Raw genomic sequence first — 25,835 nt, forward strand, 5'->3', positions numbered from 1 at the left:
ATGGTGTTGTACAATGATGAGCAACCGAAACAAGGAAAGGGGGAGAGGGAAATGTGGTTCAAGCGTTCTTTGAAAAGGAAGCTATCGCTGCTGCTCCTCATAGCGATCGTATTCCCGCTGCTCGGCGCCGGAGTCGTCACTTACCGGATCGCCTCTAATCTGACAGAAAAAATCGAAAAGCAGTCCGGGATGAATACGCTCCGGCAGCTTTCGGACAAATTGGATTTTATAATCAACGACATCGAGACCATGTCAGTATTCATTATTGGACAGCGTAATATACAATCCTATCTCGGCAGCGATAGGGAGGACATTTCCCTATATTCGCAAAGTGTGGCCTTTTTGCTGAATCTGGCTTCTTCCAAACCTTACATTTCTAATATCACTATCACCTCTGGCAACGGATATCCGGCGCTATCTAACACGACGATACTGCACTCCGGGCTGCACCATTTATTGGATAACTCAGCTGATTATAATCCCACCCAAAAGTGGTGGACTCCGCTCTATGAGAACCAGACGACCGACGACGGCATTAAGCGAGTGTTCTCACTCGTTCGTCCGATTCGCAGTACAGATAAGTTCCAGCCGCTGGGAGAAATGTCGATCAGTGTGGATGTAGACGAAATACAAGAAATGCTTGGGGACGCAGCCTGGAATGAAACAGGCCGGCTGTGGCTCATCAATCAGGATAACCGGATCATGTCTTCTCAGACAGGTGAAGGGCTGAATCGGCCGCTTGCACAGTTGCTTCCGGGGCTGGGCGAGCTGAGCGGAGCCGAGGGTGTCCTTAAACTGGATCAGGGTGGAGAGAGTAATACGCTGCTCTATTACACATTGCCAAGCCTGAATTGGAAGCTGGTCGGCGTCATCCCGACCACAATGTATACTGCGCAGAACGAATACGTGCTTACGAATACAGCGGTTGCCATTGGCGTCGCGGCGGTGCTCGCGGGAGGACTGGTACTGTATTTTACCGCATGGGTTACTCGCCCATTGAGCAAGTTGGCCAGAAAGCTGAAATCGTTAAGTCCTGGAGATCCGGTCAAACAATTCGAGGTCCGGTCTACAGATGAAATAGGGATGGTACTGCATAGCTATAATAAGCTCGGCCAGAGGATCGAACGCCTGAAAAGCCAATTGCAGTTGAACGAAGCGAAGAAGAAAGAGGTGGATATCCAGGCCCTCCAGGCTCAGATCCATCCGCATTTTCTATATAACACGCTGTCATCCATTCACTGGATCGCACTCATGAACAAGGACACGCAGGTAGCAGAGATGGTCGGGGCACTCGGCGACTTTCTGCGGTTCAGCCTTAACGACGGCAAGGAGTTCTGTTCCGTAGGACAGGAGGTGTCGCATGCACAGAACTATGTCCACATTATGTCGAAGCGGTTCCAGGATAAATTCGACTGCACCTTCCTGATTGATCCGGAAATACAAGGGCGGATGATGCTGAAGCTACTGCTGCAGCCGCTGATCGAGAATAGCATCATGCACGGGTTGAAGAAAAAGCAGGGCAAGGGCACGATCTTCGTCCATGCCGAGCTGCGGGGAGAGGGCATGTCCTTTGTTGTTGAGGACACGGGGGTTGGTATGGATGAAGACAAGCTGATTCATCTGCGCAGCATGCTTCTAGTAGGGGAAACCAACGAACAGTCGCGATCTGGCGCCTTGAACTCAGGATATGGCCTGAGCAGTGTACACCGCCGCCTGAAGCTGCATTACGGCAACGGAGCAGGTCTTCATATCGAGAGTACGCCGGGAGGCGGCACTCGAATCTCGTTTACTATACCTGTATTGGAGGGCAAGCTGTGAATATACTGATCGTTGATGACGAGGCCATCATTCGCATGGGACTCTGTACAGTTATTAATTGGGAGGCGCTTGGCATGACGCTGCTTCCACCGGCGGAATCGGCGGAGGAGGTATTGGAGCGTATTCCCGGTGAACGACCTGATGTCGTGTTAACTGACATAAGAATGTCAGGAATGAACGGGATTGAGCTTGCTAAAGAGATCAAGGAGCAGCTGCCGGATGTTGAGATTATTATCTTGACCGGCTACGATGATTTTCGTTACGCCCAGCAGGCGCTGCGTGAGGGAGTGACTGACTATCTGCTGAAGACCAGCGGTCCGGAGGAAGTCATCAAAGCGGTAATGAAGGCCCAGCAGAATTTGAGTATGAAGCGGGAAGCGGCAGAGCATGGAGCGGTTTCAGCAGCAGCGCTGCGAAGTCGTCTGCTTGAAGAATGGTTGACGGGCGGGGGCAGGCGATCCTCGGACACGACAGGCTTTAAGCCGGTAATAGACTGGCTCCAGCAGAATGGTGTCCTCTCAAAAGATGAGATCTGCGGCGCTCAGCCGATGCGGGTGGTGCTGGTCGGCGCTTCTGGCTGGGGAGATGAACGGTTCAGTGAGCTGATCTTGGGAAGCGCGGAGAACCGTCTACAAGAGCTTCTGCCGTGCGTTACGTTGGTTCGTAACCATACAATCATCGTTGTACTCCGTGCTGAAGAAGGCTGGCTCTGTATGCGCATGTTAGAGAAAGCGCTATACCAGGTGCGGGAAATGCTCAAATGCGATCTCTTTGCCGCAGCGGGAGAAATCGTTCATTCGCTCAGCGAGCTGCCACAGTCCTACGAGGAAGCAACTAAGATTTATGCCTATCGCGTCTTGTTCGGAGATCAAGGTCTATACGAGATGAAGGATATTGAGCGGCGCCGGGGAGGTCGAACAGTCTGTTCGGAGAAGGAGGAGCGAGAGCTTCTAGGGCTGCTGATTCAGAATTATGCGACCCAGCTGCATGCCTGGACTCACCGGATCATAGAGGAGCAACTTCAGGACCCTGATGCAACCCCGACAGCGCTGCAGGCTTATCTGCAGTCGATCATTATCGTTGCACACCGCTGGCTGGACCGGAACCGGGAGATTGGCGCTAACGAGCCAACGGCGGTTCCGATCTTCACCTTTGAGGCCGGCGTACGGCTGGAAGATGAGCTTTTCCGTCAGCTACTGAACGTCATGAACGAGTTTCACCAGGGGGCTAGCGACAGCCGCTACGCTTACATCCAGCGTGCCATCGCATATATACGAAATCACCTCAACCAACAACTGAGCCTGCAGCAGGTCGCCGGAGTCGTCCATTTGACCCCCAACCACTTCAGTGAGGTCTTCAAGCGGGAGACCGGTCAGGGCTATATAGAATTCGTGACCAGAGAACGGATGCTCCGGGCGGGCCGCTTGCTTCTCACGACACAGAAGAAAATCGGCGAGATCGCGGGCGAGGTCGGTTATGAGGATATGAAATATTTTAGCCAGCAGTTCAAAAAAATAATGGGCAGCACACCATCTGAATACCGATTATCAAATGTTAATTAATATAACTCAATCGTGTTACGTATAGAGTTATTTCAGAACAATTCCTGAAAATCATGTTCGTTTTCATGCCATAAACCGAATTTTGTCTACCCTGTTCCTGTAGAATGTCTCCTGTTGGCTCCGCCCTCGCACACCTATACTAAATGTATAAATAGAACTTAAGGAGGGCATGGCAATGAAAAAGAAAACACTCGCCATTACGGCCTGTACAACAGCAATGACGTTACTGCTTGCAGCATGCGGAGGAGGTAACACGGGAAACTCAGGTACAGCGGAGGAGGGTAATAAAGCCGGAACAGCCTCTCCAAAAATCAAGCTTTCCATCTGGCATAACTTCTCCGGCGACGACCTAAGAGCCAAGGCAGTACGCGCTCAGATCGACAAGTTCAAGGCCGAGCACCCTGAAATCCAGTTGGATGCCCAAGCCATTCCTCCTGACGGTTACCGCCAGCGTCTGAAGACTGTGGCTGCAGCCGATGAAATGCCGGATGTCTTCTTTACCCAATCAGGGACGTCTATCAAAGAGTTCTACGATGGCGGGTTGATCCAACCGATTACGTCCTTGCTTGATGAGCATCCTGAATGGAAGAATAATTTCATTCCAGGTTCGCTGGATACACTGTCCTTTAACGGAGAAGTGTATGCGACACCGCTAAGTGGCTCTGCAACGTCTTTCCTGTTCTATAACAAATCTCTTTTTGAAAAATACAATGTTAAGGTTCCAACCACGTGGGATGAGATGATGACGGCGGTTAAAACGTTTAACGACAATAAAATCACCCCGATTTCACTTGGTAATAAAGCATCATGGCTGGCACAGTCCAGTATCATTTCATCCCTGGCGGATCGCGTGACTGGAACGGACTGGTTCAAGAAGGCAGTTAATCAGGACGGTGCTAAATTCACCGATCCGGAATTTGTGCAGGCCCTGACTTATTTTAAACAATTATCCGACGCTAAAGCGTTCCAGCCCGGCTTCAACAGCTTGGACAATACGCAGATGGAGCAGTATTTCGTGGAAGGCAAAGCTGCAATGATGATCGATGGCGCATGGGCCCTGACAAATATGGCTGCATCCGGCACGGAAGAACAGCTGAACCAGGTGGACGTAACGATTCTGCCTTCCGTTCCTGGAGGCAAAGGTGATCCAAAATCCATGTCCGGCGGCTCGGGCGGTGGTCTTGCGCTCAGCAAGCGTGCAACAGGCGATCAGCTTAAAGCGGCGCTGGAGCTGATTTATACCGTCAGCGGCCCGGATGCCATGAAAGCAATCGCAGGCAGTAACTCGATCGTGACGTACAATGTGGATCTGGATGAGTCGCAGGTTATGCCGCTGTTCTACAAAGCGTACAACCTGTACAAATCGGTGAAGCTGACGCCAGTCTATGATGCCTATCTAACCTCCTCGGCTACGGAAGCAGTGAATAACGGATTGCAGGAGCTCTCTATGGGCGGCAAGCCGGAAGACATTGCGAAGAAGATTCAAGATGCCCAGGCTCGCGATCTCGGCAAATAAGTTTATCTCAAGCCTAGTTCCGCAACCTGAAACTTCTTGTATGAACAGTGTCCGTCTTCTGAGCGGAGACGGACGTCCGTTCACTTCTTGTATCTTACAACGACACGTAACCAAAGGAGGCCGCCTATGGCATTCACGAACCGACTCAGAAGCTTTATTATCATTGGGCTGCTGCCTGCCTTGACGATCTATTTACTCTTCGTTATTGTTCCTATTCTCTGGTCCGCGTACTACGGTTTTTTTGACTGGAAAGGCATTGGTGCCGCCCGCTTTATTGGTTTAGACAACTACGCGGAGGCGCTCAAGGACCCTATTTTCTGGCGGGCGCTCAAGAACAACCTGATCATCGTCGCCGCCTCGATTCTGGGGCAGCTGCCGATCGCTCTTTTACTGTCTCTCATTCTCAGAAAAAGCACGCTGTTTCACAGGTTTGTCCGCTCGGCAGTTTTTATGCCGATGGTCGTATCGAGCATCGTGATCGGATTGATCTGGGGTTATATCTATCACCCGCAGATCGGGATACTGAATGTACTATTGGAGCAGATTGGGCTTAGCTCCTGGATTCGCGATTGGCTCGGCGACCCGAGCATCAATATGTATTCGGTCAGTGCGCCGGTGATCTGGGCCAACATCGGACCTTACCTGATTATTTTTCTATCCGCGATTCAGAACATCTCTTCGGATGTGGAGGAGGCGGCCAAGATCGATGGGGCTATCAAGGGGAAGTGGCTGTATCTCATAGTCATTCCGATGATCTGGGATACGATTAAGGTAGCTATCGTGTTATGCATATCAGGAAGTCTTAAAGCGTTTGACCTGATTTTTGTCATGACGGGTGGGGGTCCTGCGCAGTCGACGGAACTTCTGGCCACGTACATGTACAACAATACCTTTGAAATCTACCGTTACGGCTACGGGTCGGCGGTTTCTACCTTAATTATTATTATCAGCATGATTCTGGTGCTCGGCAGCCAGGTACTGATGCGGAAAAGGGGGATGGAATGAAAACGATCGCTCCCGGCAGAGTGCCTAAAACCACGACGAACACTTCGTCCAGAGTCTTGAATTTCAGAGCTTCCTGGCTCCTTCATCTCTTTCTTCTCGCTTATGCGCTGGTTACGCTGTACCCGCTGCTGTGGCTATTCATTAGTTCCTTTAAATCAAATCAGGAATTCTTCGGCAGTCCATTCGCGCTACCGTCTGTCTGGCAATTCGAAAACTATACCCGGGCTTGGGAAATCGGTGGCATTGGTAAAGCATTCCTGAATTCGGTTATCGTCTCTGTCTTATCATTGGTACTGACTCTATTTCTGGGAACACTCACGGCCTTTATTGTATCCCGCCTGAATTTCCGCTTCAAAGGCTTCATTATGATGCTATTCGTGCTCGGGATGCTGATTCCCATTCATAGCACATTGGTGCCGCTCTTTATTCTGATGAAGAGTCTCGGTATCCTGGATACTTACGCTTCGCTGATTCTGCCGTATACAGCCTTTGAGCTGCCGATCGCAGTCTTCGTCATTGCCGCCTATCTGACTTCCGTGCCGAAAGAGCTGGAGGAAGCCGCTATGATCGACGGCAACGGATACTGGGGAATTTTCTATCGGATTATCGTTCCGCTGGCAGTTCCCGCCATGGCTACCGTGTCCATTCTCGGCTTTCTCAGATTCTGGAATGATTTTGCGTTCGCGCTCGTTTTTATCAATAAACAGGCCCTGAAGACATTGCCGCTCAGCCTGTCGATGTTCTCGGATGGCTACGGTACGGACTACAGTCTGACGATGGCTGCCATGTCGATCGCCGTCATTCCGACTATCATCATTTATCTGCTATTTCAGAATCAAATTATGAAGGGGATGGTGGCAGGAGCCGTTAAAGGCTGATCCTCATCCATATCCGTAACATAATACGGGAAAGGCAAGGCACTTCAGGGGACTGAAGGCCTTGCCTTTTTTTACTTTGGAATTCCATCGCTATTACGCTGTACTATGCTGAAATTTTTACCTGAATCTACGGATGAATTTTTGCTAATCGCTAGTTGTGTAAAATGTCTTAATCTTAAGAAAATAAAAATTGACACATTTCTTGGGCTGTGGTTTTATTATATAGACCAATTGTTATAATGCAAAGGAAGTGTCGGGTTGTCTATTAAGCCGAATGCACGTGAAGCCATACTGGATACTGCTTCGCGGCTATTTTTCACGCAAGGCTATCATGCAACAGGTCTGAGCCAGATTATCAAAGACAGCGAATCGCCGAAGGGATCTCTCTATTATTATTTTCCCCACGGCAAGGAGGAGCTGGCACTTACTTGTATCAACCGCACTAGTGAGACTGTCGCCTGCAAGCTTAGACATTGTATGGAGACAGGAGAAACTGCTGCGAAGGGGATACAGTGTTTTATTCTGGACATGGCCAGGGAGGCTGTGGATTCTTCATTCGAAGGCGTGGTTCCGTTCAGCTTCTGGCTGGCGGTAGAAACGTCCTGTATCAGCGAAGAGCTGCGCGCCGCATGTCAATCTGTATTTAAAGACTGGCAGGAGGTGATCAAAGAGCGTCTGTTGATAGAGGGTACTGAAGAAGAAATGGCTACGACTCAAGCGTCCGCAGTGGTGTCCTTGTTAGAGGGATCATTGCTTCAGGCGCTGACTTACCGGAATGAGGAACCGCTGCTTGCGGCGGTCCAGATTGTTCCGGCTTTGCTTAGCGTAACAGAGAGAGAATAATAGATTTTCAGGAGGATAAGAGAGTGGACACAACTTTACACAAACAGCAACAGTCAGAAGAGAAAAAATTCAGGACAATGCCGATCCTGATTTCCTTGTTGCTCAGCGGTTTTATCGGGATGTTCAGTGAGACGGCACTCAATGTCGCATTAAGCGATCTGATGAATGTACTGCAAATCACACCGTCAACCGCACAATGGCTGACAACAGCTTACTTGCTTACCCTAGGTATTCTCGTACCGATCTCCGGTTTGCTACTACAATGGTTCACAACAAGACAGTTGTTTGTGGCCGCGTTAATTTTTTCAATCTTAGGTACTTTCCTGGCGGCGATCTCGCCGAACTTTGAGTTTCTGTTGACAGCGAGAGTGGTTCAGGCGATGGGTACGTCGCTGCTGCTGCCGCTAATGTTCAATACGATCCTTGTAATCATTCCAGCTGAAAAAAGAGGCGCTGCAATGGGGATGATCGGACTGGTCATCATGGTTGCCCCAGCGATTGGGCCTACGATTGCCGGTCTATTGATCGAAAGCCTCAGCTGGCACTGGATTTTCTGGTTGTCGCTGCCGTTCCTGGTGATTGCTCTGCTGTTCGGTATCGTGTACATGCAGAACGTTACCGAAGTTACTAAGCCGAAAATTGACGTGCTGTCCATCATCCTGTCTTCACTTGGTTTTGGCGGAATCGTCTTCGGGTTCAGCAGTGCTGGTGAAGCCGAGGGCTGGGGCAGCCCGAAAGTAATCTTTTCTATCATTGTAGGTGTGGTTGCATTGCTGCTCTTCGTTATTCGTCAAAACACAATGAAGAAGCCGATGATTAACCTGCGTGCTTTCAAATATCCGATGTTCGTTGTCGGTGTGGCGATGGTCTTCATTTGTATGATGGTTATTCTGTCATCCATGTTGATTCTGCCGATGTATTTGCAGCAAGGTCAAGGTTATACGGCCTTCAAAGCAGGCTTACTGCTGTTGCCGGGTGGTCTGATCAATGGTCTGATGTCACCAATTATGGGTCGTCTGTTCGATAAGTATGGTCCAAAATGGCTGGTCATTCCGGGTCTCGTGATTGTCGCAGTTACACTGTGGTTCTTCTCCAGCATTAACGCCGCTTCGACGGTTGCTTTCATTATCGTACTGCATAGCGCGCTGATGATCGGAGTATCGATGATCTTCATGCCTGCACAGACGAATGGTATCAACCAGTTGCCGATGGAGCTGTATCCTGACGGTACGGCAATCATGAATACACTGCAGCAAGTAGCGGGTGCCATTGGTACAGCGCTTGCGGTCAGCATCATGACGGCAGGTTCGAAGAATTACCTGAAGGGTGTCGACAATCCCGCCGATCCCGCTAATCTGCTTCCTGCATTCACGCAGGGTGTGCAGAACGCCTTTATCTTTGGTCTGATTATGTCCGTAGTCGGATTGATACTGGCATTCTTCATCAGACGTGTTATTGTTCAGCATAAAGCGCAAGCTCCAATGCACTAATAGTTATTAAAAACAAAGCGCACTCGCTACGGCGGGTGTGTTTTTTCATTTTCACATAAATCCAAGCGTAACCTTCATAACCTTTATTAATCGAATTAAGAGGAGTGAAGTGGATGTCAGACCTGTTCGTAGTTCGTTCTCTGGAAGAGGTTCGCTTTTGGTCGCGGATCATGAAGGAACATTCCTTTTTTTTAAGGCTCGGATTTCGTTGTGAGGATACCACACTGATTAATGAAGCCAATCACTTTTATCGAACCTTCGAAGGAATCGAGCGACGGGCGCTTGCATTCACAGATGACGCAGATCCTGCGACCATTCGTCAGTTCAATATTGAAGTTCATACCTCGGTGTGTCACATCTGGGCTTTTAAGCGTAAGGTGCTTGGGCTAATACTGACCTGCCAGCTTCCGGGAGGAACCAATTTCCCCCTTCTAGTAGATCACGTAAGCAGAGAAGCTAACTATTTTAGAAAACGTTTGGAAGAATTAAACCAGGGCCAATTAGAGCCATTACACGATGCCATTATTGATGAGAACGTGTTTTTCTTACGAATTATGGCAGACCATGCCAAATTTATAGGGCATCTTTTGGACCCCTCTGAACGAAAGCTTGTTGACCAAGCCCGTGATTTTAGTCATGATTTTGATCAATTGCTGTTCCAGGCCAGAGATATTGAATCTATGCGACCCCAATCCCAGACCGGCCCGATTTTAAGTCAATTCCTGGATCAGAACAGAGTATCCGTAAAATCATTGCGTGATTTCAAAAAGACAGCTAGGGATTTGATCGACCAGTGCAAAATAAAAAGCATTATTCATCCCTTGCTTGCAGATCATGTATTCCGTGAAGCTGAAAGATTTTTAGAGATTATAGACATGTTCGAAAAATCACTTACTGGAAAAAATAACACTTGGATTCATCACTAAATACTCCACCTTGGAAATTCTCGACCAATAGCGGCACTGGTATGCGTTCAGTATAGTGAGAGGATTGGATTCAAAGCCTCTCACTATCGTCTGGACTGGACACTTCCAGTGGTTTACAGTATTATATACCTAGATTTACTAAGCATAGATATACAAGGTATACTATTTTTCCAATAACTGTGGAAGGAGTGCATCCCATTTGAAAGTGAGTAAAGAAATGCTGAAGGGCAGCACGACAACGTTGATTTTGACCCTGCTGCTAGACAAGCCTCTGTACGGATATGAATTGATCAAAGAGCTGGAGAACCGATCCCAGGGCGTTTTTTCACTTAAGGAAGGCACGCTGTATCCCATTCTGCACACGATGGAGAGCGAGCGCTGGGTGGAGGCTTATTGGCTGGAGGTAGAAGGGCGCAAGCGCAAGTATTATCGGATACTGGATGAGGGAAAAGCGAAGCTGAAGGAAAAAAGAGCGGAGTGGCTGCTGTTCCGGCGGGCCGTGGACGATGTGCTGGGAGAGGGCGGGGTATGATGAATGAACAGGGTCACCGTAAGCTGTTTCTCGATCAGGTGTGTCTGGAGGTTCGGGCCAAAGACATGCATGACGATATCCGGGAGGAGCTTTCCGGCCATCTGGAAGAGTTAATTCAGGACCGGCAAGCACAAGGCTATCCTCAGGCGGAGTCAGAGGCTTGGGCCGTTGCCCAGATGGGCGATCCTCGGTCGCTCGGCAAAACGCTGAACCGTGTACATAAACCGCGGATGAATTGGGGATTGCTGGGAGTTGTACTGATTTTTGCGGCATTAAGCTTGATCGCAATGTTATCCGTTGATGCCAGTGCGGACGATGCGATGCGAGGGAGGAACCTATTCCAACGTCAGTCGGTCTATGTTGTGATTGGTCTTGTAGTCATGACCGGATTGTATTTTGTTGATTTCCGCAAACTGCAAAGGCTTGCTTGGCCATTGTACCTAATATTATTAAACGCCATGATCATATCCTCTATAACAGGAAGCTCCACAATCAATGGTCGGCTGCAATTCCTAAGCATCGGGATTTTTAATTTAACTTCATGGATTCCTTATCTTTTGGGGATTGCTTTAGCCGGAATATTGACTGGAGAGCGGAGGCCTAGAAGGAGGTCAATTTTAACTCAACATTGGCTGGAATTTGTAGCGGTTTTGCTTCCGATTCCCCTACTGGCTGCTTCCCATTCCTTTCCTGAACTTATCATTTATTCATTTCTTGCCTTGATTATTTATATTTGGTGTACTGGAAAATGGCGCTGGGCCCTAGGAGCTGGAGTATCGTTGCTGGTGCTCGGTAGTATGAAAATCTGGAAATCTGAGTATTTTCAAGAACGAATGATAAGCGCCTTTCAGCCTCAAGCTTATGCAAAGAGTAACGGGTATCTATATATACAGGTTCAAAATACAGTCTCATCCGCCGGCTGGTGGGGACAAGGGTTTGGAAGTACCATGGAAATTCCTCGGTTCATCCATTCAGACATGCTCCCTGTTTATCTCGTCAATTGCTTTGGCTGGGGAGGCGGCCTGCTGCTATTGGGGATGGTGTTGTGGTTTACAGCCAGGCTGGTCAAGGCTCTGCATCTGATTCGAGAGCCTTTTGGCAAAGCACTGGTTCTGACACTCGGTAGTATGCTAGTCATTCGCCTGCTTTATGGATTGTCTATTGTGAGTGGAAAGATGGTACTGAGTAGTATTGCTTTTCCATTTCTTAGTTATGGTGGTCATGTCATAATCGAATTTGCTGCGGTCGGGCTGTTGCTGGGCATTTACCGGAGAAAAGATATGATTCCAACAGCTCCCATTGGTCCAATAAAATAAGTGTAACCTTCTTTATCTGGAGAACGTCTACATTATTATAAGTTGGAACTTATCATGAGGGGGGCATTTATGAATCTGCATCGTTATGTAGGGTATCGATGGAGCAGGGGCATTCTGTTAGGACTGTCTGTGTTGCTTGGGACAGGAACCGGGGCGTCTGTATTTCAGCCTCAAGCGGCCGATGCCGCGGCTGCGCAGCAGACTGCGACTGTGTATAAGCAATTCGAAAAATATGTGAAGAACCCCGACAGCTTGGCCCAAGCACGCAACTATCTAATTAATCACATTAAAGATGTTGGTGTCTGGCAAGCTACGGTAATGACCCTTCATCTGGAGAATGCTCAAGTGGCACAGCTCCCGATCTTTTCAGAGAAAATGTATGGTGAGAAGGTACAGACGACGATTAGGGCTGCTGCCCAGCCAAAGGAACTAACATACACGGGCCTCTTAAGCAAAATTACCGATCCTAACGTTCGGGCTGTACTGATAGAAGCTCGTGACAAAGGCTACAAATTGGATAGCAGTGAAGGCATGTATTATCCGGTTATGCATTATGAAGGATTCAAGATCTTTAAGCCTTTTATTCAAAAGGATATCGCCGAATATATTGATCTCATGGCGGTCGAATCCAACCAGCCCATGACCCGTGATGCCGCGATCGTGATTGGCTGGGATCAGGTCATCTCACGGACGCTTTCCAAAGAAGCTTTTGTTAAGAAATACCCGGCTTCGAACCGGAAGGAGGCTGTGAAGCTGAAACTGTCGCTGTCTCGTGTATTCTTTGGTGCCAGCAATACTCCCGCCTATGATGGTCCTGTAGGAGAACCCCCTAAGCTGAATCCGAAGCTTCGCGCTGCGTATGAGACTGCGTTGAATAACGGTCCGGGCAGCAGCGAGCTGTTGCAGACGATTGCGAAGCTGCTGGAACTTCTGGACAGTTCCAATGACGAATTGACACCGGAGGTGCAGCAGTTCCTCGATAAACACGTGAAATAATGAATTCCGCCCCTTAACGGAAGTTAAGGGGTTATTTTATTGTATTTTTCTAGTAAAATGATCGACAGAGTAGGTACACGTAATGATAGGAAAGAGGAGATTGTAACCATGAAGCAGAAGACAAAGGCAATACTGAGGAGATTTTCATTCATAAGCGCCGCATTCATGCTATTAATAACATCTTTGAATTCGGGACATTATGCATCTGCTGCGAACACTAAAGTAAGCTCCGGGAGTTTTTACAATTCCGAAAGTTCCGACCAATTGAAGCCGTCTCCCACGCCTGAGAAGCAACATAAACTCCCCCAGGGTTTTGCTTATCTGGACGAAATCATTCCTTCTGCACAATACGAGATCCGTTATTACAGTAGCAACAACTTTGTGGGACAACGCATCGATGGCTATAAAGCGCCTTTAGCGATTATGTCAAAGCCCGCAGCTAATGCGCTTAAGACAGTCAGCGATAACCTGGCACGGCAAGGCTATATTCTGAGAATCTATGACACCTACCGTCCGCAAAAGGCCGTTAATCATTTTATCCGATGGTCGAAGGACGCCAGCGACATCCAGATGAAGGCACAGTATTACCCTGCATTGGATAAAAAGAACCTCTTCAAGCTCGGCTTTATCGCCAGTAAATCCGGTCATTCGCGGGGGAGTACGGTGGACCTGACACTGGCTTACCTAAAAAACGGTGCGGTGGTGGACATGGGTAGCCCATATGATTTTTTCGGTCCCATTTCATATTACGACTCAAAGCTGATCAGTAAGTCACAGATGGCCAACCGTAAAATCCTTAAGGATGCCATGATGAAGGAGGGTTTCCAGCCCTACAGCAAAGAATGGTGGCATTTTACTTTAAAGAAGGAACCGTATCCAGGGAAGTATTTTGATTTTGACGTGGAATAGCAATCATTATTGAAAATGAAGGGGAGAATGATTATGAGCTTACCCGTAGTTAACAAGGAACTGGCCAAACGGCTGCAGCAGGCGGAAATTAGCTTCTTTACCTCCAGAATAGCTTCCATCGGCGAACGGTCTGGCAACCCCATGGGTGTGGAGATCCGGCATTTCGGAACGGCTACTGCTTATTACATACAGGAGATGCCATGGGCACTCTTTAACTCCGTAAAAGGGATTACAGACGCTGAGAAAGATGAGCTTGGGGCGATTGCAGATTTCTACCGGGCTAGAGACCGTAGCTTTCAAATCGAGATTGACCCAGTTGAGAGTAGTCCGGCGTTGCTGGGAACATTAGCGTCACTTGGGCTGTACCAGCACAGTTTTCAATCCGTGTTATATGGACTGCCGCTTGCCGAGCCAGCTCAGCTACCCGTGAATATCACCGTTACTGAGGTGGTGGATGAGGACCTCTTTGACACATATGCGGAGGTGCATTGTCTGGCTTCCGGCATGTCATTGGAGGCTAAAGGACACTTTATCAGCAACAATATCGGGCTTCTCCATCGTACAGGCTGGAAGCTATTCCTCGGCCTCTGGGAAGGGCAGGCAGCAGCCGTTGCGGCCATGCATATTTATGAAGGAGTTGCTTCCTGTGCTCTCGCAGCGACCCTGCCAGCCTTCCAGGGGCGCGGGCTCCAGAGCGCTTTGTTACAAAGACGTTTGCACGAAGCCTACAGGGCGGGATGTGAACTGGTAGCCGGACAAGCCGCATACGGTAGTGTCAGCCAAAATAACATGGAGCGCACCGGATTGAGTATCGCCTGGACCCGAGCGTTATGGGGACTGCTATCCTAATAAGGAGGTTGCGGTCAGAACCATCTGAAAGTATGAAAGCTAATTTTTTCATTGGATCAGCATACGAAGTTATAATAAAAAAGTCTCGAAGTGTAATTAACGGCATTTTCGTACCTTAAATCTTCATCAGCTAAGGGTTAATAGGGATTAAGTGCAAAAATGTACCTTAAATCTTCCAGAATACTTGTCCAGCGTGCTTTTTTGGAAAATTAAGATAAAATAATGCCCTTATTTACCTCATTTATCTATATTAAAGAAAAATAAGGTACAAAAATGCTGTTAGTTGGATGCGGGATAATTGTAATTCCATAATAACCAGCCGTAACACTACTCTGTATGTCCAAGTGGAGGGCCTAATATTGGCTATTGACAAAGTCAGGTGTTCGGGTGTAAATTAATGTTCCGTTAAACATTGTTTAAAACAGTGATTACATGCTGAAAGGAGACTATAAATATGAATTATTTATTACGTCTCCAGGGGCAGTATAACGTGTGATGACCAAACTGCCAGACAAGAAGGTGCAGATTACACCCGTTACCTGATGTTGACTATTGACAAGAGTAGGCGTTCGGGAGTACATTAATGTTCGATTAAACAGTGTTTAAAACAATGATTACATGAAGAAAGGAGGTTGTAACGGTAGCGATGAACACACTGGACCAGAGCGCGGACCATTCAGATAAAGATACAAAACAGACGATTTTGGATGCCACGGTGATGTTGATCAAAGAGGAAGGGTTCCAATGTGCGACATTGCGTAAAATTGCCGCCAGAGCGGAAACTAACCTTGCCTTGGTGAATTATTATTACGGCTCCAAGGAAAGTCTAATGAGTGATGCCGTTCGTGTATTGCTTTCAACGTTCGATGATGCCTTCCAGGCACTTGAAGATGCTTCCTTGCTGCCGCAGGAGCGGCTCAAGCAATTCTTAAGTCGGTATGTTGTGAATCTTCTCCGATATCCCGGATTGGCCAGACAGGTGCTGGAGCAGGGACCCCAGATCATGTGCTCACCTACAGAATATGATCGATATGCTAAAATCCTGAGGGTCAAGAAAATGCACAATACATTGAAAGAAATCACTCATGTAGAGGACGATAACAGGCTGCAGCTAATGATGCTTCAGTTGTATGGAGCCGTTGTAATTCCAGCGCTGATTACAAACATGCCTGGCAAGAGGGAACAGATTACCCCGGTGTTTAACCTTCCGGCTCTCGATGAGCAGATTGATACTCTGTTTGAGCATTATTTCAACAAATATACTTTATAGAGAAAAGAGTGGAGAAAAGCATGTCAAATAGTGTGAATGGAAATACGGCAGAGGGACAGCCTTTCTCGCTGAAAGCCATCATTCCGCCATTACTGGCGATTATCGTAGGTATGATCATGGTTATTTTGGACGGTACAGTCGTCAATGTCGCCGTTCCTAAACTTGTCGATTACTTCTCGACAGATCTCAAGACAGTGCAATGGGCTATAACAGGCTATACACTAGCCCTGGCTGCGGTTATTCCGCTGGCTGGCTGGATGACTGACCGTTTTGGCTCTAAGCAGGTCTTTCTGGCAACGGTAATTATGTTCGTACTGGGCTCCGTACTGTGCTCCATAGCCCAAACTTCAGGCCAACTTGTTCTTTTTCGCGTAATTCAAGGCCTTGGCGGCGGGATGGTTGCCCCAATCGGGATGGCCATGGTCTTCAAACTGGCACCGCCGGAACGCAGAGGCTCCATCATGGGGATGCTCGGGATTCCGATGCTGCTTGCCCCAGCCCTTGGACCGATTCTCTCCGGTTGGCTGGTGGAGTACGTGAGCTGGCACTGGATCTTCCTGATCAACCTGCCAATTGGTATCGTAGCTGTTATTCTGGGTATTAAATACTTGCCGACTTCCGAGAAAAAAGGCAGAACACATCTCGATCTGCTGGGCATGATCCTGGCGCCAATCGCCTTCTCCATGCTGGCTTACGGCGTTAACGAAGGCGGTGGTGGCAGTTGGTCATCCACATCGACAATCGTAGGGTTGTCTGTTGGTGGCGTAGCTCTGATCTTGTTCATTATCGTTGAGCTGCTGCATAAGCATCCGCTATTGGAGCTGCGCGTTTTCCGTTCTTCCGACTTTACCCGTGGTATTATCCTGACTTGGGTAACCCAAGCGGCACTATTCGGTACCATGCTGTTCGTTCCGCTTTACCTTCAGCAGATCCGCAATTTCTCACCGCTTGAGACTGGCTTGATTTTGTTACCACAGGCGCTGGCTGCCGGATTCGGTATGCCGATAGGTGGTCGCCTGTTCGACAAGATTGGTGCACGTCCGTTAGCTTTTGTCGGCCTGACGATTATCTCTGTTGCGCTATTCATGCTGTCGGGTATCACAATGGATACCGCGCTCCCACAGATTATGGTATACCTGTTCATGATGGGTCTGGGTATGGGCTTGACCATGATGCCACTGAATACACATGTACTCAATTCCGCACCGCGTGAATGGGTCGGCCGTGTAACACCGCTTACTGCAGCTGCACAACAAGTCGTTGTTTCCTTTGCTGTAGCAGGTATGACCGGCTACCTAACCAGTCAAGTTACAACCCATATGGGTGAAATGGGCAAAGGCGGCAATCCGCTGGCGGCCTCTGTATTGGCTTTCAATGATGTATTCTTCCTGGCCGGCTGTATTGCCGTGGCTGGTGTAGTCATCAGTATCATCCTGCGCAAGCCAAAGGTGGCAACCGCGAACCCTGGAGAGGGCGATAAGGCTGATGCAGCTATGATGATGGGACACTAAGCCACTCATCTCAGGAATGCGTAATGCATAGTTGTAGCATAAAAAACCGCAAGGCTCCGTTAGCTGGAGACTTGCGGTTTTTGCTGTGCATGAAGTATAAGGGGGGCAGACACTGTTGCACGCCCCCTTAAGACTGCGCCATCAACTGGCGCCGCGTTTCCCCTGCATCCAAGCCGGGGCGAAGGATGCCTTACCCAGCAGCTCGGAAGCAACAATGCCGAGCAGCACGAGCGCCGCCCCGGCATACCCCTGGTGCGTCAGCTTCTCACCGACGAACCAGAAGCCGAACAAGGCGGCGAAGACCGGCTCCAGCGAGAAAATGAGTCCGGTGCGTGCTGGCGAAGTGTATTTCTGCGCCACCGGCTGCAAGATGAAGCCGCAAGCACTGAACAGAATGCCCAGTGCCAGAATGGCGGTCCAGCCAGGCAAGGTAGAGGGCAGATGAGGCGTCTCGAAGAGCAGGGATAGCACTAGTGCATAGCCGCCGGCAAAGCCGAGCTGCAGGATGCCGATGCTTAGTGTGTCGTGCTCTTTTACAGCTTTGCCGGTAACGATGATCTGTACGGCATAGAATACCGCCGATAGCGTACAGAGCAGATCGCCGGGCTGTACGGTCAGCGAAGAATTCAGCGTTAGCAGACCGATTCCGCCGATGGCCAGCAGGGAGCCGAAGATTTGCGGGAATCCGACTTTATTTTTAAAGAACAGCATCTGAAGCAATGGAACGAAAATGACGGTCAACGCGACCAGGAACCCGGCATTTGAAGTGGTGGTTGTCTTGAGTCCGAACGTAATACATGTGAACACGCCCAGCAGCAGGAAGCCAAGCAAGGCCCCATATTTCAAGGTCTTGGTATTGATCCTGCGCAGGCGCTTGTGGAAAATCGCGGCAGACAATATAAAAGCAAGTCCGAATCGGAGCGCGATCAGATTAAATTCGCCGAGGGAGTCCAGTCCCATTTTCATAAACAGGTAGGAGGAGCCCCAAAATACAGTTACAATCAGCAGCAAGAGATCAGCCTTAAACGGCTTCATCAATTCATCATCCTTTTAATCATCAAAGTTAGTATAGTATAATATGCCTGATTATATAAGTTAACTGAATGTTTATCATGTAATGCATGAGTAAAACTAATGTAAATGAGTGAGGAGGACACTAGCTTGAGTCTCAGTAAATACGAAGTGTTTTTAAAGGTAGTGGAGCTAGGCAGCCTCACCAAAGCAGCAGAGGTTCTGGGGTTCACCCAATCGGGCATCAGTCATACCATCAACAGTCTGGAGACGGAATTTGGCTTCTCGCTGCTGATCCGCAATCGTTCGGGGGTCAGACTCACTGTTAACGGGGAACAGGTACTTCAGCCGATCCGTGAGATTCTGAACTGGAATGAGCAATTGAAGCAGAAGGTAACGCACATTCATGGGCTGGAGACGGGAACGATTACCATCGGCACATTCACCAGTGTATCTGTCCATTGGCTGCCCGGGATGATCAAGCAATTCCGCAGTCTGTATCCCTACATCGAGTTCAAGCTTATGGAAGGGGATTACCTGGAGATTGAACAATGGATCGAGGCCGGGGTGATTGACTGTGGTTTTATTTCGCTGCCCACGCGGGATAAGTTCGAAGTTTTTCCTTTGAAAAAAGACCGTATGCTCGCCATTGTCTCGCAGGAGCATCCTATCAGCGGGGCGCCTTATTTTCCCCTTCCGCAAATAGCGCATGAGGATTTCATTATCCCTAAGGCCGGCTCGGACTATGATGTTCGGCGGGTGCTGGAGAAGGCTGGCATTGAGCCAAATGTTAAATTTTCGGCAGGGGATGATTACGCGATTATTGCCATGGTGGATAAAGGACTGGGCATGAGTATCCTCCCGGAGCTAGTGCTCAAGCGTCAGAATCATAGCGTGGTAATGCTGGAACTTGAGGAGCCGAGCTTCAGATCGCTTGGAATCGCCGTCCATTCGATGAAACATGCTTCCCCTGCAACTAAAAAATTCGTCCGGCATGTGCAGGAATGGGTGGAGCTTCATGCAGAAAAGAATTGACGAAGCGGGCTTTGCATGAGAGAATGTACGCGTGTACATTTTGAAGAAGGAGTTGATTCCTATCGCCAGCCGAAAAGAGGTGGCCGAGCTGGCCGGCGTATCTGAAGCCACCGTATCCCGTGTGCTGAATGATGTCGGTCCGCTCAAGGAAGAGACGAAGCAGCGGGTGCTGGAAGCAGCCCACAAGCTGGGTTATACGCCAAGCTCGCTGGCCCGCAGCTTTGCCCGTAAACGGAGCGGCAATTTGGGTGTGGTTATGCCGTATTTGCCCAAAGCGCGTCTGTTCTCTGCTTATTATTTCTCTGAGATTCTAAGCGGTATCGGGAACAAAGCCCGGGACGAAGGATATGATCTGCTCATGCTCTTTCGCAACTCGGATGGGACCATGGATTACAGCGGGCTGTTTCGAATGCGCAAGGTGGACGCCTGTATTGTACTGGGTGCCAAGGAGGAGCAGGGAGAGCTTGAGGCGCTGCGCCGCTTGAAGAAGGAAGGATACCCTTTTTGTCTTATTAACCAGCATTTTGAAGGGGAGGACTTCCCCGAAGTGGATGCAGACCATATTCAGGGCAGCACACTGGCTGTGCAGCATCTGCTTCAGCAGGGATTTACGCGAATTGCCTTTCTGAATGGACCGCATGTCTATTCGAACAGTCGCGACCGGATGGAGGGGTACTCTAGTGCACTACGTGAAGCGGGGTTATCTGTGGACGCTTCTTTACTATTTGAAGGGAACTTCAGCCGCAGAAGCGGTGTCCAGGCGGCTACGGAAATTGCAGCCGTTCTAGGAGAGATTGATGCCGTGTTTGCCGCTAATGACCGAATGGCGATCGGTCTGCAGCAAGGCTTATACGAACTGGGTATTACACGGGAACGCATGCCTGCTATTCTCGGTTATGACGATTCCGATGCGGCCGAATTGACCACACCAGCCTTGAGCAGTGTGCGTGTGCCATTTTATCGGCTGGGCGAGCTGGCCGCAGCTCGTGTGCTGGATACGCCGGAGGACGGGACGGCCGAAGACAGGCCTTTTCGGATCAAGCTTCCGACAGAGCTCGTTGTACGTGCTTCAACCCTCAATTGAATTCCCTAGGAGGCATTAAATGAAACAACTGCGCATTGGAATGATCGGGTATAAATTTATGGGCAAGGCCCACAGTAATGCCTACAAGACGCTGCCGATGTTTTTTCCACAGGCGCTGAAACCGGAAATGTCCGTGCTTTGTGGACGTAATGCTGAATATTTGCAGGAAGCGGCAACCCGGCTCGGATGGCAGGATACCGAGACAGACTGGAAGGAGCTAGTGACCCGCGACGATATTGACCTGGTGGATATCAATGCGCCAAGCAATGTGCATAAGGAAATTGCGCTGGCTGCAGCCAAAGCTGGCAAGCATCTGTTCTGCGAGAAGCCGCTGGCGTTGTCGCTGGCGGATTCCAGGGAGATGCTTCAGGCGGCCGAGGAGGCCGGCGTTCTCCATATGGTAGGCTTCAATTACCGCTTTTCCCCAGCCGTACGGCTGGCGAAGAAGCTGGTGGAGAGTGGACGCCTGGGCAAAATCCATCACTTCCGGGCCTGGTTCCTGCAGGACTGGATTCTCGATCCGGAATTCCCGCTGGTCTGGAGACTACAGAAGGAAATTGCCGGTTCCGGCTCTCTTGGGGATCTGGGGGCGCATCTTATTGATTTGGCGCATTTCCTTGTAGGTGATGTGGAGGAAGTGATCGGTATGAGCGAGACCTTCATTAAGGAGCGCCCGCTAGCTGCCGAGATGACAGGCCTTACTGCTAAAGGAAGCGGAGGGGGACCTAGGGGTGAAGTTACAGTAGATGATGCTACGCTCTTCATGGCTCGTTTTGCAAACGGTGCCATTGGCAGCTTCGAGGCTACACGCTTTGCTGCGGGACACCGCTCCACCAATTCTTTTGAGATCAACGGAAGTCTTGGCAGTATTAGGTTCGACTTTGAGCGCATGAATGAACTGGAAGTCTTCCTGACTTCGGATGATGAGGATATACAAGGCTTCCGCCGCGTGCTGGCCACCGATCCTGTTCATGAATATGCAGCAGCCTGGTGGCCGACCGGGCATACTATCGGCTTTGAGCATACGTTCATTCATGAAGTGTTGGAATTATCGAATGCCATCGAAGAAGGCCGTCAGCCGGAACCCAATTTCCGGGACGGTGTGAAATGCCAGGCTGTGCTTGAAGCCGTGGAACGTTCGATTGAAGAGCGACGCTGGGTCAGCCTGTCCGAAATGTAGCTTACAGACCTGAGAGGAGATTTCTAATGAGCGCAAAAAAGGCATTGATCGTATGGGGGGGCTGGGATGGCCATGAACCGCAGCAAGTAAGCGAAGTATTCGCTGGTGTTCTGCGGCAGGAAGGCTTCGAGGTGGAAGTGTCGGATACTCTGGAGGCGTTTGCAGACCGCGAGAAATTGTTAGGACTGGATCTGATTGTTCCGGTATGGACGATGGGCGAGATCTCGCAGGAGCTTGTAGATAATGTGTCGGCTGCGGTGCAGAATGGCACGGGACTAGCGGGCTGTCACGGCGGCATGTGCGATTCCTTCCGTAACAATGTGGATTGGCAGTTCATGACGGGCGGGCAATGGGTAGCTCATCCTGGCAATGACGGGGTGGAATATACGGTGAATGTCCGCCAAAGCTCCAGCCCGCTGGTACAGGACATTCCCGACTTCAGTGTTACTTCTGAGCAATATTATTTGCATATTGATCCGGCTATCGAAGTTCTGGCGACCACCCGTTTCCCTGTAGCAGAAGGGCCTCATGCTGCCAACGGAGCGGTGGATATGCCAGTGGTCTGGACGAAGCGCTGGGGAGCAGGACGTGTGTACTACAATTCGCTCGGTCATCATGCCGACATTGTGGAACTACCGCCAGTTAAGGAACTGATGAGAAGAGGGCTACTTTGGGCAGCTGAAGGAAAGCAGAACGGCGGACGAACCACGGCAGGTGCAGGGATCAGCTATAGCGGCATGGCAGACAGTCAACTATAATTCGGGAGAGAAGACCAATGGATAAAGTAAAAGTTGGCATCATCGGTTGCGGAAAAATCAGCGGCATCTATATGGAGAACTGCAACAAGTTCGAGATTCTGGAGTTAGTTGCCTGTGCAGATATGAATCTTGAGAGAGCGCGGGAACAGGCGCAGCAATATAATATTCCACGGGTATATACGACAGATGAGCTGCTTGCAGATCCTGAAATCGAGATTGTAATCAATCTCACGATCCCGGCTGCTCATGCCGAGATTTGCCTCCGGGCACTGGAAGCCGGAAAGCATGTTTATGTCGAGAAACCTCTCGCGGTTACAAGGGAAGAGGGACGCAAGGTGCTGGAAACAGCCAAAGCCAAGGGGCTGCTGGTGGGCAGTGCGCCGGAGACGTTCTTCGGCTCGGGCATCCAGACCTCGCTTAAGTTAATAGAGGATGGTGTAATAGGCCGGCCTATGGCAGCCACTTCGTTCATGATGTCGAGAGGCCATGAGAACTGGCATCCCGATCCGGAATTCTACTATGCCGCAGGTGGCGGACCGATGTTCGACATGGGGCCTTATTATCTCACTGCGTTAGTTCAGCTGCTAGGGCCAATCTCTGCCGTAGCCGGGATGACCGGCAAAGCACTCGCAGAACGAACCATCACCAGCGAGAAAAAAGCCGGGCAGAAGATTCCTGTGGATATTCCTACCCATGTGGCCGGAACCTTGCAATTCGCAGAGGGCGCCATTGCGACCCTCATCACCAGCTTCGATGTCTTCGGGGGCAGTGATCTGCCTCATATTGAAATATACGGGACAGAGGGAACAATTCAGGTTCCTGATCCTAATAACTTTGGCGGACCGGTTAAATTCCGGCGCATAGGTGAGAGTGAATGGAGCGAGCAGCCGCTGCTGCCTGGCTATGACCAGAATACGCGTGGTATCGGTCCAGCGGATATGGCGTATGCCATTCGCACCGGGCGACCGCACCGGGCTAACGGAGAACTGGCCTATCACGTGCTGGAAGCGATGTGGGCGTTCCACGACTCCTCTGATTCCCGCAGTTTCTATGCCATGGAGAGCACCTGTAATCGTCCTGCAGCCCTTCCAGTTGGTTTGGCGCCATATACACTGGACTAAATGGTGATTCAGTCATACTAAAAGAAGCCCGCCCCTACGAATGGTTGTTTATGACTTTCATTCTTATAAGGGCGGGCTTTTTTGAGCAATCCAGGTAACAACATCGCTTTCTAGGCGTACTTTTCTTTCGTCCCTCATGATTTCCAGAACGTATCTGTTCACATTCTCACGCAGGATTGACCAATTTGCATATCTGTTCTAGCCGGCTTAATGACATCAATATCTCTCCTTATTTATGGAAACAGATATGAAGATACTATCACACTTTTTATTCAAACCGCGCAATATCGTTCTCAGACAGGGTAGTTAATTATCAAACTTTACGAACCCCTGACGGAGTCATGCCCTTATATTGTTTGAACAGCTTCGTAAAATAATTGGGATTATCACAGCCAACCCGCCCGGCGATCTCGGTAATGCTAAGATTGCTCTCCAGCAACAGCCGCTCGGCTTCATTAACTCGGCACAGGTTCACATAATCAATGAAGGTACGCCCGGTTAGCTTCTTGAAGGTTTTGCAGAAATGATACGGATTGAGATTGACGGTTTTGGCTGCCTGCTCAATGGTAATTTTATCAGCAAAATGTTCCTCTACATGGGTCAGCAGCGGCTTAAAACGTTCCCGGTTGAATGAGTGATGTTCTTTGGGACTGCCAACAAGCTGTTGAGGTAAAAAATTCCGTGACAGCAGGGTAAACAGCAGGTGAAGGTAATTTTTGATCGCCAGCTGATAAGCCGGACCCTTGACCTGATCCTCTTCAATAATGGATTGAAGCAGTGCCGATTGTGCGGCAAAAGACGGCATATGCTCAGCAGGCCTGACCGGGAACTGATATCGGTTGCTCACATATGGTTCAACGAATTGCTCATGTTGCGGGTCCTGCTTCCAGTCTTCGAAGAGAGACCCGTGAAACACAATCGAGGTATAACGAAGAGGCCCATCCTTAAGGCAGTAGCCGACATGAAGCCCGCCCGATGGAACGAACAGGACTTCGCCTGCTTCAACTTCATAAGGGTGACTGTCCACATGGAAAATAGCGCTGCCGCGCTGCATCACAATGATCTCGAAATGCTCATGCCAGTGTATAAAGAGAATATTCTCACCCGCTTTTGCCTCCTGGCGGTCGTTAATGAACAAGCGGAACGGGTACGTCTTTTGTTCCAGTTGCGGGTATTCTTTAAGCTCCTTCGGGTAAGTCAACGGAATCCATCCTTCACCACAAGATTGAACTAAAACATCACAATATAATCAGAGATTTAGTTAATAATGACGAATATACTTGAAACGTTGAATTTAATATAAACCAATATTGGAGTGGTATACAAGATGCAAGATACACTTAGAATCGGTACTTTGGTGGGCGGCGGCGATGCCGTTCGTGTGATTCCGCAAATCGTAGGTCATGGCTTCGAATCCTTCAGCTTAACCTTTTGGCAAACAACCGGGGAGACAGATCTGGCGGAGACAGCCAAGCGTGTGCGTGAATTAGCGGTCCAATATAACTTTGTTATTTCTTCGGTCGGTATTTTCGGCAATCCGCTCACGAATGCTAACGGCAACGAAGATACATTGGCAAGCTGGGAGCGCCTGATCGACACAGCCCACTTGTTCGGTACGGATATGGTATCCGGCTTCACCGGACGTCTACCGGGTCAATCCATTGATGACTCCCTGCCGAAGTTCGCTGAAGTATTCGGTGAATTATCCAAGAAAGCGGCTGACCGTGGTCTGCGCATTGCCTTTGAGAACTGCTCCATGGGTGGCAACTGGCAATCTGGCGATTGGAACATTGCTCACAACCCGCAGGCTTGGGAGAAAATGTTCAACGTCGTGCCTGCAGACAACCTGGGACTGGAATGGGAACCTTGTCACCAAATGGTGGCTCTGATTGATCCAATCCCGCAGCTGCGCAAATGGACGGATAAAGTATTCCATGTGCACGGCAAGGACGCAACCATCGCTTGGGATATCGTTAAGGAATATGGTATTCACGGCTCCAAGGAGTATGTATGGCACCGTACGCCGGGCTTTGGGGATACAAACTGGGCGGACATCATCACCATTCTGCGCCAAGCAGGTTATAAAGGCACGATTGACATTGAAGGCTGGCATGATCCGGTCTACAAAGATGAGCTGGAAATGACCGGGCAAGTTCATGCTCTGAACTACCTTAAGCATTGCCGCGGCGGAAGCTTCGTGCCGAATCCGACCTAATCAAAGGAGG

Annotated in this window: 23 protein-coding genes; 21 read left to right on the plus strand and 2 right to left on the minus strand. The window is 49.5% G+C overall.

Features of this window, described 5'->3' with window-relative positions:
• Nucleotides 1-51: 51 nt before the first annotated feature.
• The 15 genes from HPT30_RS17925 (at nucleotide 52) to HPT30_RS17995 (ending at nucleotide 17,421) form a co-directional block, all read left to right on the plus strand.
• Nucleotides 52-1,818, plus strand: coding sequence for a cache domain-containing sensor histidine kinase (locus HPT30_RS17925; RefSeq protein WP_175372718.1), 1,767 nt, complete (start codon nucleotides 52-54; stop codon nucleotides 1,816-1,818).
• Nucleotides 1,815-3,380, plus strand: coding sequence for a response regulator (locus tag HPT30_RS17930; protein ID WP_175372719.1), 1,566 nt, complete (start codon nucleotides 1,815-1,817; stop codon nucleotides 3,378-3,380). Before HPT30_RS17925 ends, HPT30_RS17930 begins: the two co-directional genes overlap by 4 nt.
• A gap of 175 nt (nucleotides 3,381-3,555) precedes the next feature.
• Nucleotides 3,556-4,896, plus strand: coding sequence for an extracellular solute-binding protein (locus HPT30_RS17935; protein ID WP_175372720.1), 1,341 nt, complete (start codon nucleotides 3,556-3,558; stop codon nucleotides 4,894-4,896).
• Nucleotides 4,897-5,022: 126 nt separating this feature from the next.
• Nucleotides 5,023-5,901, plus strand: a complete 879-nt coding sequence (locus tag HPT30_RS17940) for a carbohydrate ABC transporter permease (RefSeq protein WP_175372721.1) — start codon at nucleotides 5,023-5,025, stop codon at nucleotides 5,899-5,901.
• Nucleotides 5,898-6,779: a carbohydrate ABC transporter permease gene (locus HPT30_RS17945; protein ID WP_175372722.1), complete on the plus strand. Its 882-nt coding sequence runs from the start codon at nucleotides 5,898-5,900 to the stop codon at nucleotides 6,777-6,779. The genes HPT30_RS17940 and HPT30_RS17945 overlap by 4 nt, the downstream gene beginning before the upstream one ends.
• Nucleotides 6,780-7,037: 258 nt before the next feature.
• The gene (locus HPT30_RS17950; RefSeq protein ID WP_175372723.1) at nucleotides 7,038-7,622 is read left to right on the plus strand and encodes a TetR/AcrR family transcriptional regulator; all 585 of its coding nucleotides are present in this window, start codon (nucleotides 7,038-7,040) and stop codon (nucleotides 7,620-7,622) included.
• A 77-nt stretch (nucleotides 7,623-7,699) separates the two neighbouring features.
• Complete coding sequence (locus HPT30_RS17955; protein ID WP_175372776.1) at nucleotides 7,700-9,112, plus strand: DHA2 family efflux MFS transporter permease subunit; 1,413 nt, start codon at nucleotides 7,700-7,702, stop codon at nucleotides 9,110-9,112.
• Between the two features lie 113 nt (nucleotides 9,113-9,225).
• Nucleotides 9,226-10,038, plus strand: a complete 813-nt coding sequence (locus HPT30_RS17960) for a DUF2935 domain-containing protein (protein ID WP_175372724.1) — start codon at nucleotides 9,226-9,228, stop codon at nucleotides 10,036-10,038.
• Nucleotides 10,039-10,237: 199 nt separating this feature from the next.
• On the plus strand, nucleotides 10,238-10,570 hold the full coding sequence (locus HPT30_RS17965) for a PadR family transcriptional regulator (RefSeq protein ID WP_175372725.1): 333 nt from the start codon (nucleotides 10,238-10,240) through the stop codon (nucleotides 10,568-10,570).
• Nucleotides 10,567-11,886, plus strand: coding sequence for an FtsW/RodA/SpoVE family cell cycle protein (locus tag HPT30_RS17970; RefSeq protein WP_175372726.1), 1,320 nt, complete (start codon nucleotides 10,567-10,569; stop codon nucleotides 11,884-11,886). Before HPT30_RS17965 ends, HPT30_RS17970 begins: the two co-directional genes overlap by 4 nt.
• 69 nt (nucleotides 11,887-11,955) lie before the next feature.
• Nucleotides 11,956-12,882: a hypothetical protein gene (locus HPT30_RS17975; protein WP_175372727.1), complete on the plus strand. Its 927-nt coding sequence runs from the start codon at nucleotides 11,956-11,958 to the stop codon at nucleotides 12,880-12,882.
• A gap of 108 nt (nucleotides 12,883-12,990) precedes the next feature.
• Entirely contained in the window at nucleotides 12,991-13,791 is an 801-nt protein-coding gene (locus HPT30_RS17980) for a M15 family metallopeptidase (RefSeq protein WP_217622427.1), read from the plus strand.
• A 33-nt stretch (nucleotides 13,792-13,824) separates the two neighbouring features.
• Nucleotides 13,825-14,640: a GNAT family N-acetyltransferase gene (locus HPT30_RS17985; RefSeq protein ID WP_175372728.1), complete on the plus strand. Its 816-nt coding sequence runs from the start codon at nucleotides 13,825-13,827 to the stop codon at nucleotides 14,638-14,640.
• A gap of 646 nt (nucleotides 14,641-15,286) precedes the next feature.
• Nucleotides 15,287-15,910, plus strand: a complete 624-nt coding sequence (locus tag HPT30_RS17990) for a TetR/AcrR family transcriptional regulator (protein WP_175372729.1) — start codon at nucleotides 15,287-15,289, stop codon at nucleotides 15,908-15,910.
• Nucleotides 15,911-15,930: 20 nt separating this feature from the next.
• On the plus strand, nucleotides 15,931-17,421 hold the full coding sequence (locus HPT30_RS17995; protein WP_175372730.1) for an MDR family MFS transporter: 1,491 nt from the start codon (nucleotides 15,931-15,933) through the stop codon (nucleotides 17,419-17,421).
• Nucleotides 17,422-17,562: 141 nt separating this feature from the next.
• Here HPT30_RS17995 and HPT30_RS18000 read toward each other — a convergent pair whose 3' ends face one another.
• The gene (locus HPT30_RS18000) at nucleotides 17,563-18,456 is read right to left on the minus strand and encodes a DMT family transporter (protein ID WP_175372731.1); all 894 of its coding nucleotides are present in this window, start codon (nucleotides 18,454-18,456) and stop codon (nucleotides 17,563-17,565) included.
• Nucleotides 18,457-18,582: 126 nt separating this feature from the next.
• Between HPT30_RS18000 and HPT30_RS18005 the strand changes: the two genes are divergently transcribed.
• Genes HPT30_RS18005 through HPT30_RS18025 form a run of 5 tightly spaced genes read left to right on the plus strand, consistent with a single transcriptional unit; the run spans nucleotide 18,583 to nucleotide 23,610 of the window.
• Nucleotides 18,583-19,467 (plus strand): LysR family transcriptional regulator, encoded by an 885-nt coding sequence (locus HPT30_RS18005; protein ID WP_175372732.1) that lies wholly within the window; start codon nucleotides 18,583-18,585, stop codon nucleotides 19,465-19,467.
• A gap of 52 nt (nucleotides 19,468-19,519) precedes the next feature.
• Nucleotides 19,520-20,551 carry a LacI family DNA-binding transcriptional regulator gene (locus tag HPT30_RS18010; protein ID WP_175372778.1) on the plus strand — a complete coding sequence of 344 codons (1,032 nt, stop codon included), beginning with the start codon at nucleotides 19,520-19,522 and terminating at the stop codon, nucleotides 20,549-20,551.
• A 19-nt stretch (nucleotides 20,552-20,570) separates the two neighbouring features.
• Entirely contained in the window at nucleotides 20,571-21,731 is a 1,161-nt protein-coding gene (locus HPT30_RS18015) for a Gfo/Idh/MocA family protein (RefSeq protein ID WP_175372733.1), read from the plus strand.
• A gap of 26 nt (nucleotides 21,732-21,757) precedes the next feature.
• Nucleotides 21,758-22,489, plus strand: coding sequence for a ThuA domain-containing protein (locus HPT30_RS18020; protein WP_175372734.1), 732 nt, complete (start codon nucleotides 21,758-21,760; stop codon nucleotides 22,487-22,489).
• 17 nt (nucleotides 22,490-22,506) lie between these two features.
• Nucleotides 22,507-23,610 (plus strand): Gfo/Idh/MocA family protein, encoded by a 1,104-nt coding sequence (locus tag HPT30_RS18025; protein ID WP_175372735.1) that lies wholly within the window; start codon nucleotides 22,507-22,509, stop codon nucleotides 23,608-23,610.
• Nucleotides 23,611-23,923: 313 nt separating this feature from the next.
• On the opposite strand, the gene HPT30_RS18030 is transcribed toward HPT30_RS18025, so the two are convergent.
• The gene (locus tag HPT30_RS18030; protein WP_175372736.1) at nucleotides 23,924-24,811 is read right to left on the minus strand and encodes a helix-turn-helix transcriptional regulator; all 888 of its coding nucleotides are present in this window, start codon (nucleotides 24,809-24,811) and stop codon (nucleotides 23,924-23,926) included.
• A gap of 126 nt (nucleotides 24,812-24,937) precedes the next feature.
• Here HPT30_RS18030 and HPT30_RS18035 point away from each other — a divergent pair, with 126 nt between their 5' ends.
• Entirely contained in the window at nucleotides 24,938-25,825 is an 888-nt protein-coding gene (locus tag HPT30_RS18035) for a sugar phosphate isomerase/epimerase family protein (protein ID WP_175372737.1), read from the plus strand.
• The last annotated feature ends 10 nt before the right edge of the window (nucleotides 25,826-25,835 follow it).

Source organism: Paenibacillus agri (assembly GCF_013359945.1).
In the GTDB taxonomy this organism is placed as follows: Bacteria; Bacillota; Bacilli; order Paenibacillales; family Paenibacillaceae; genus Paenibacillus_AQ; species Paenibacillus_AQ agri.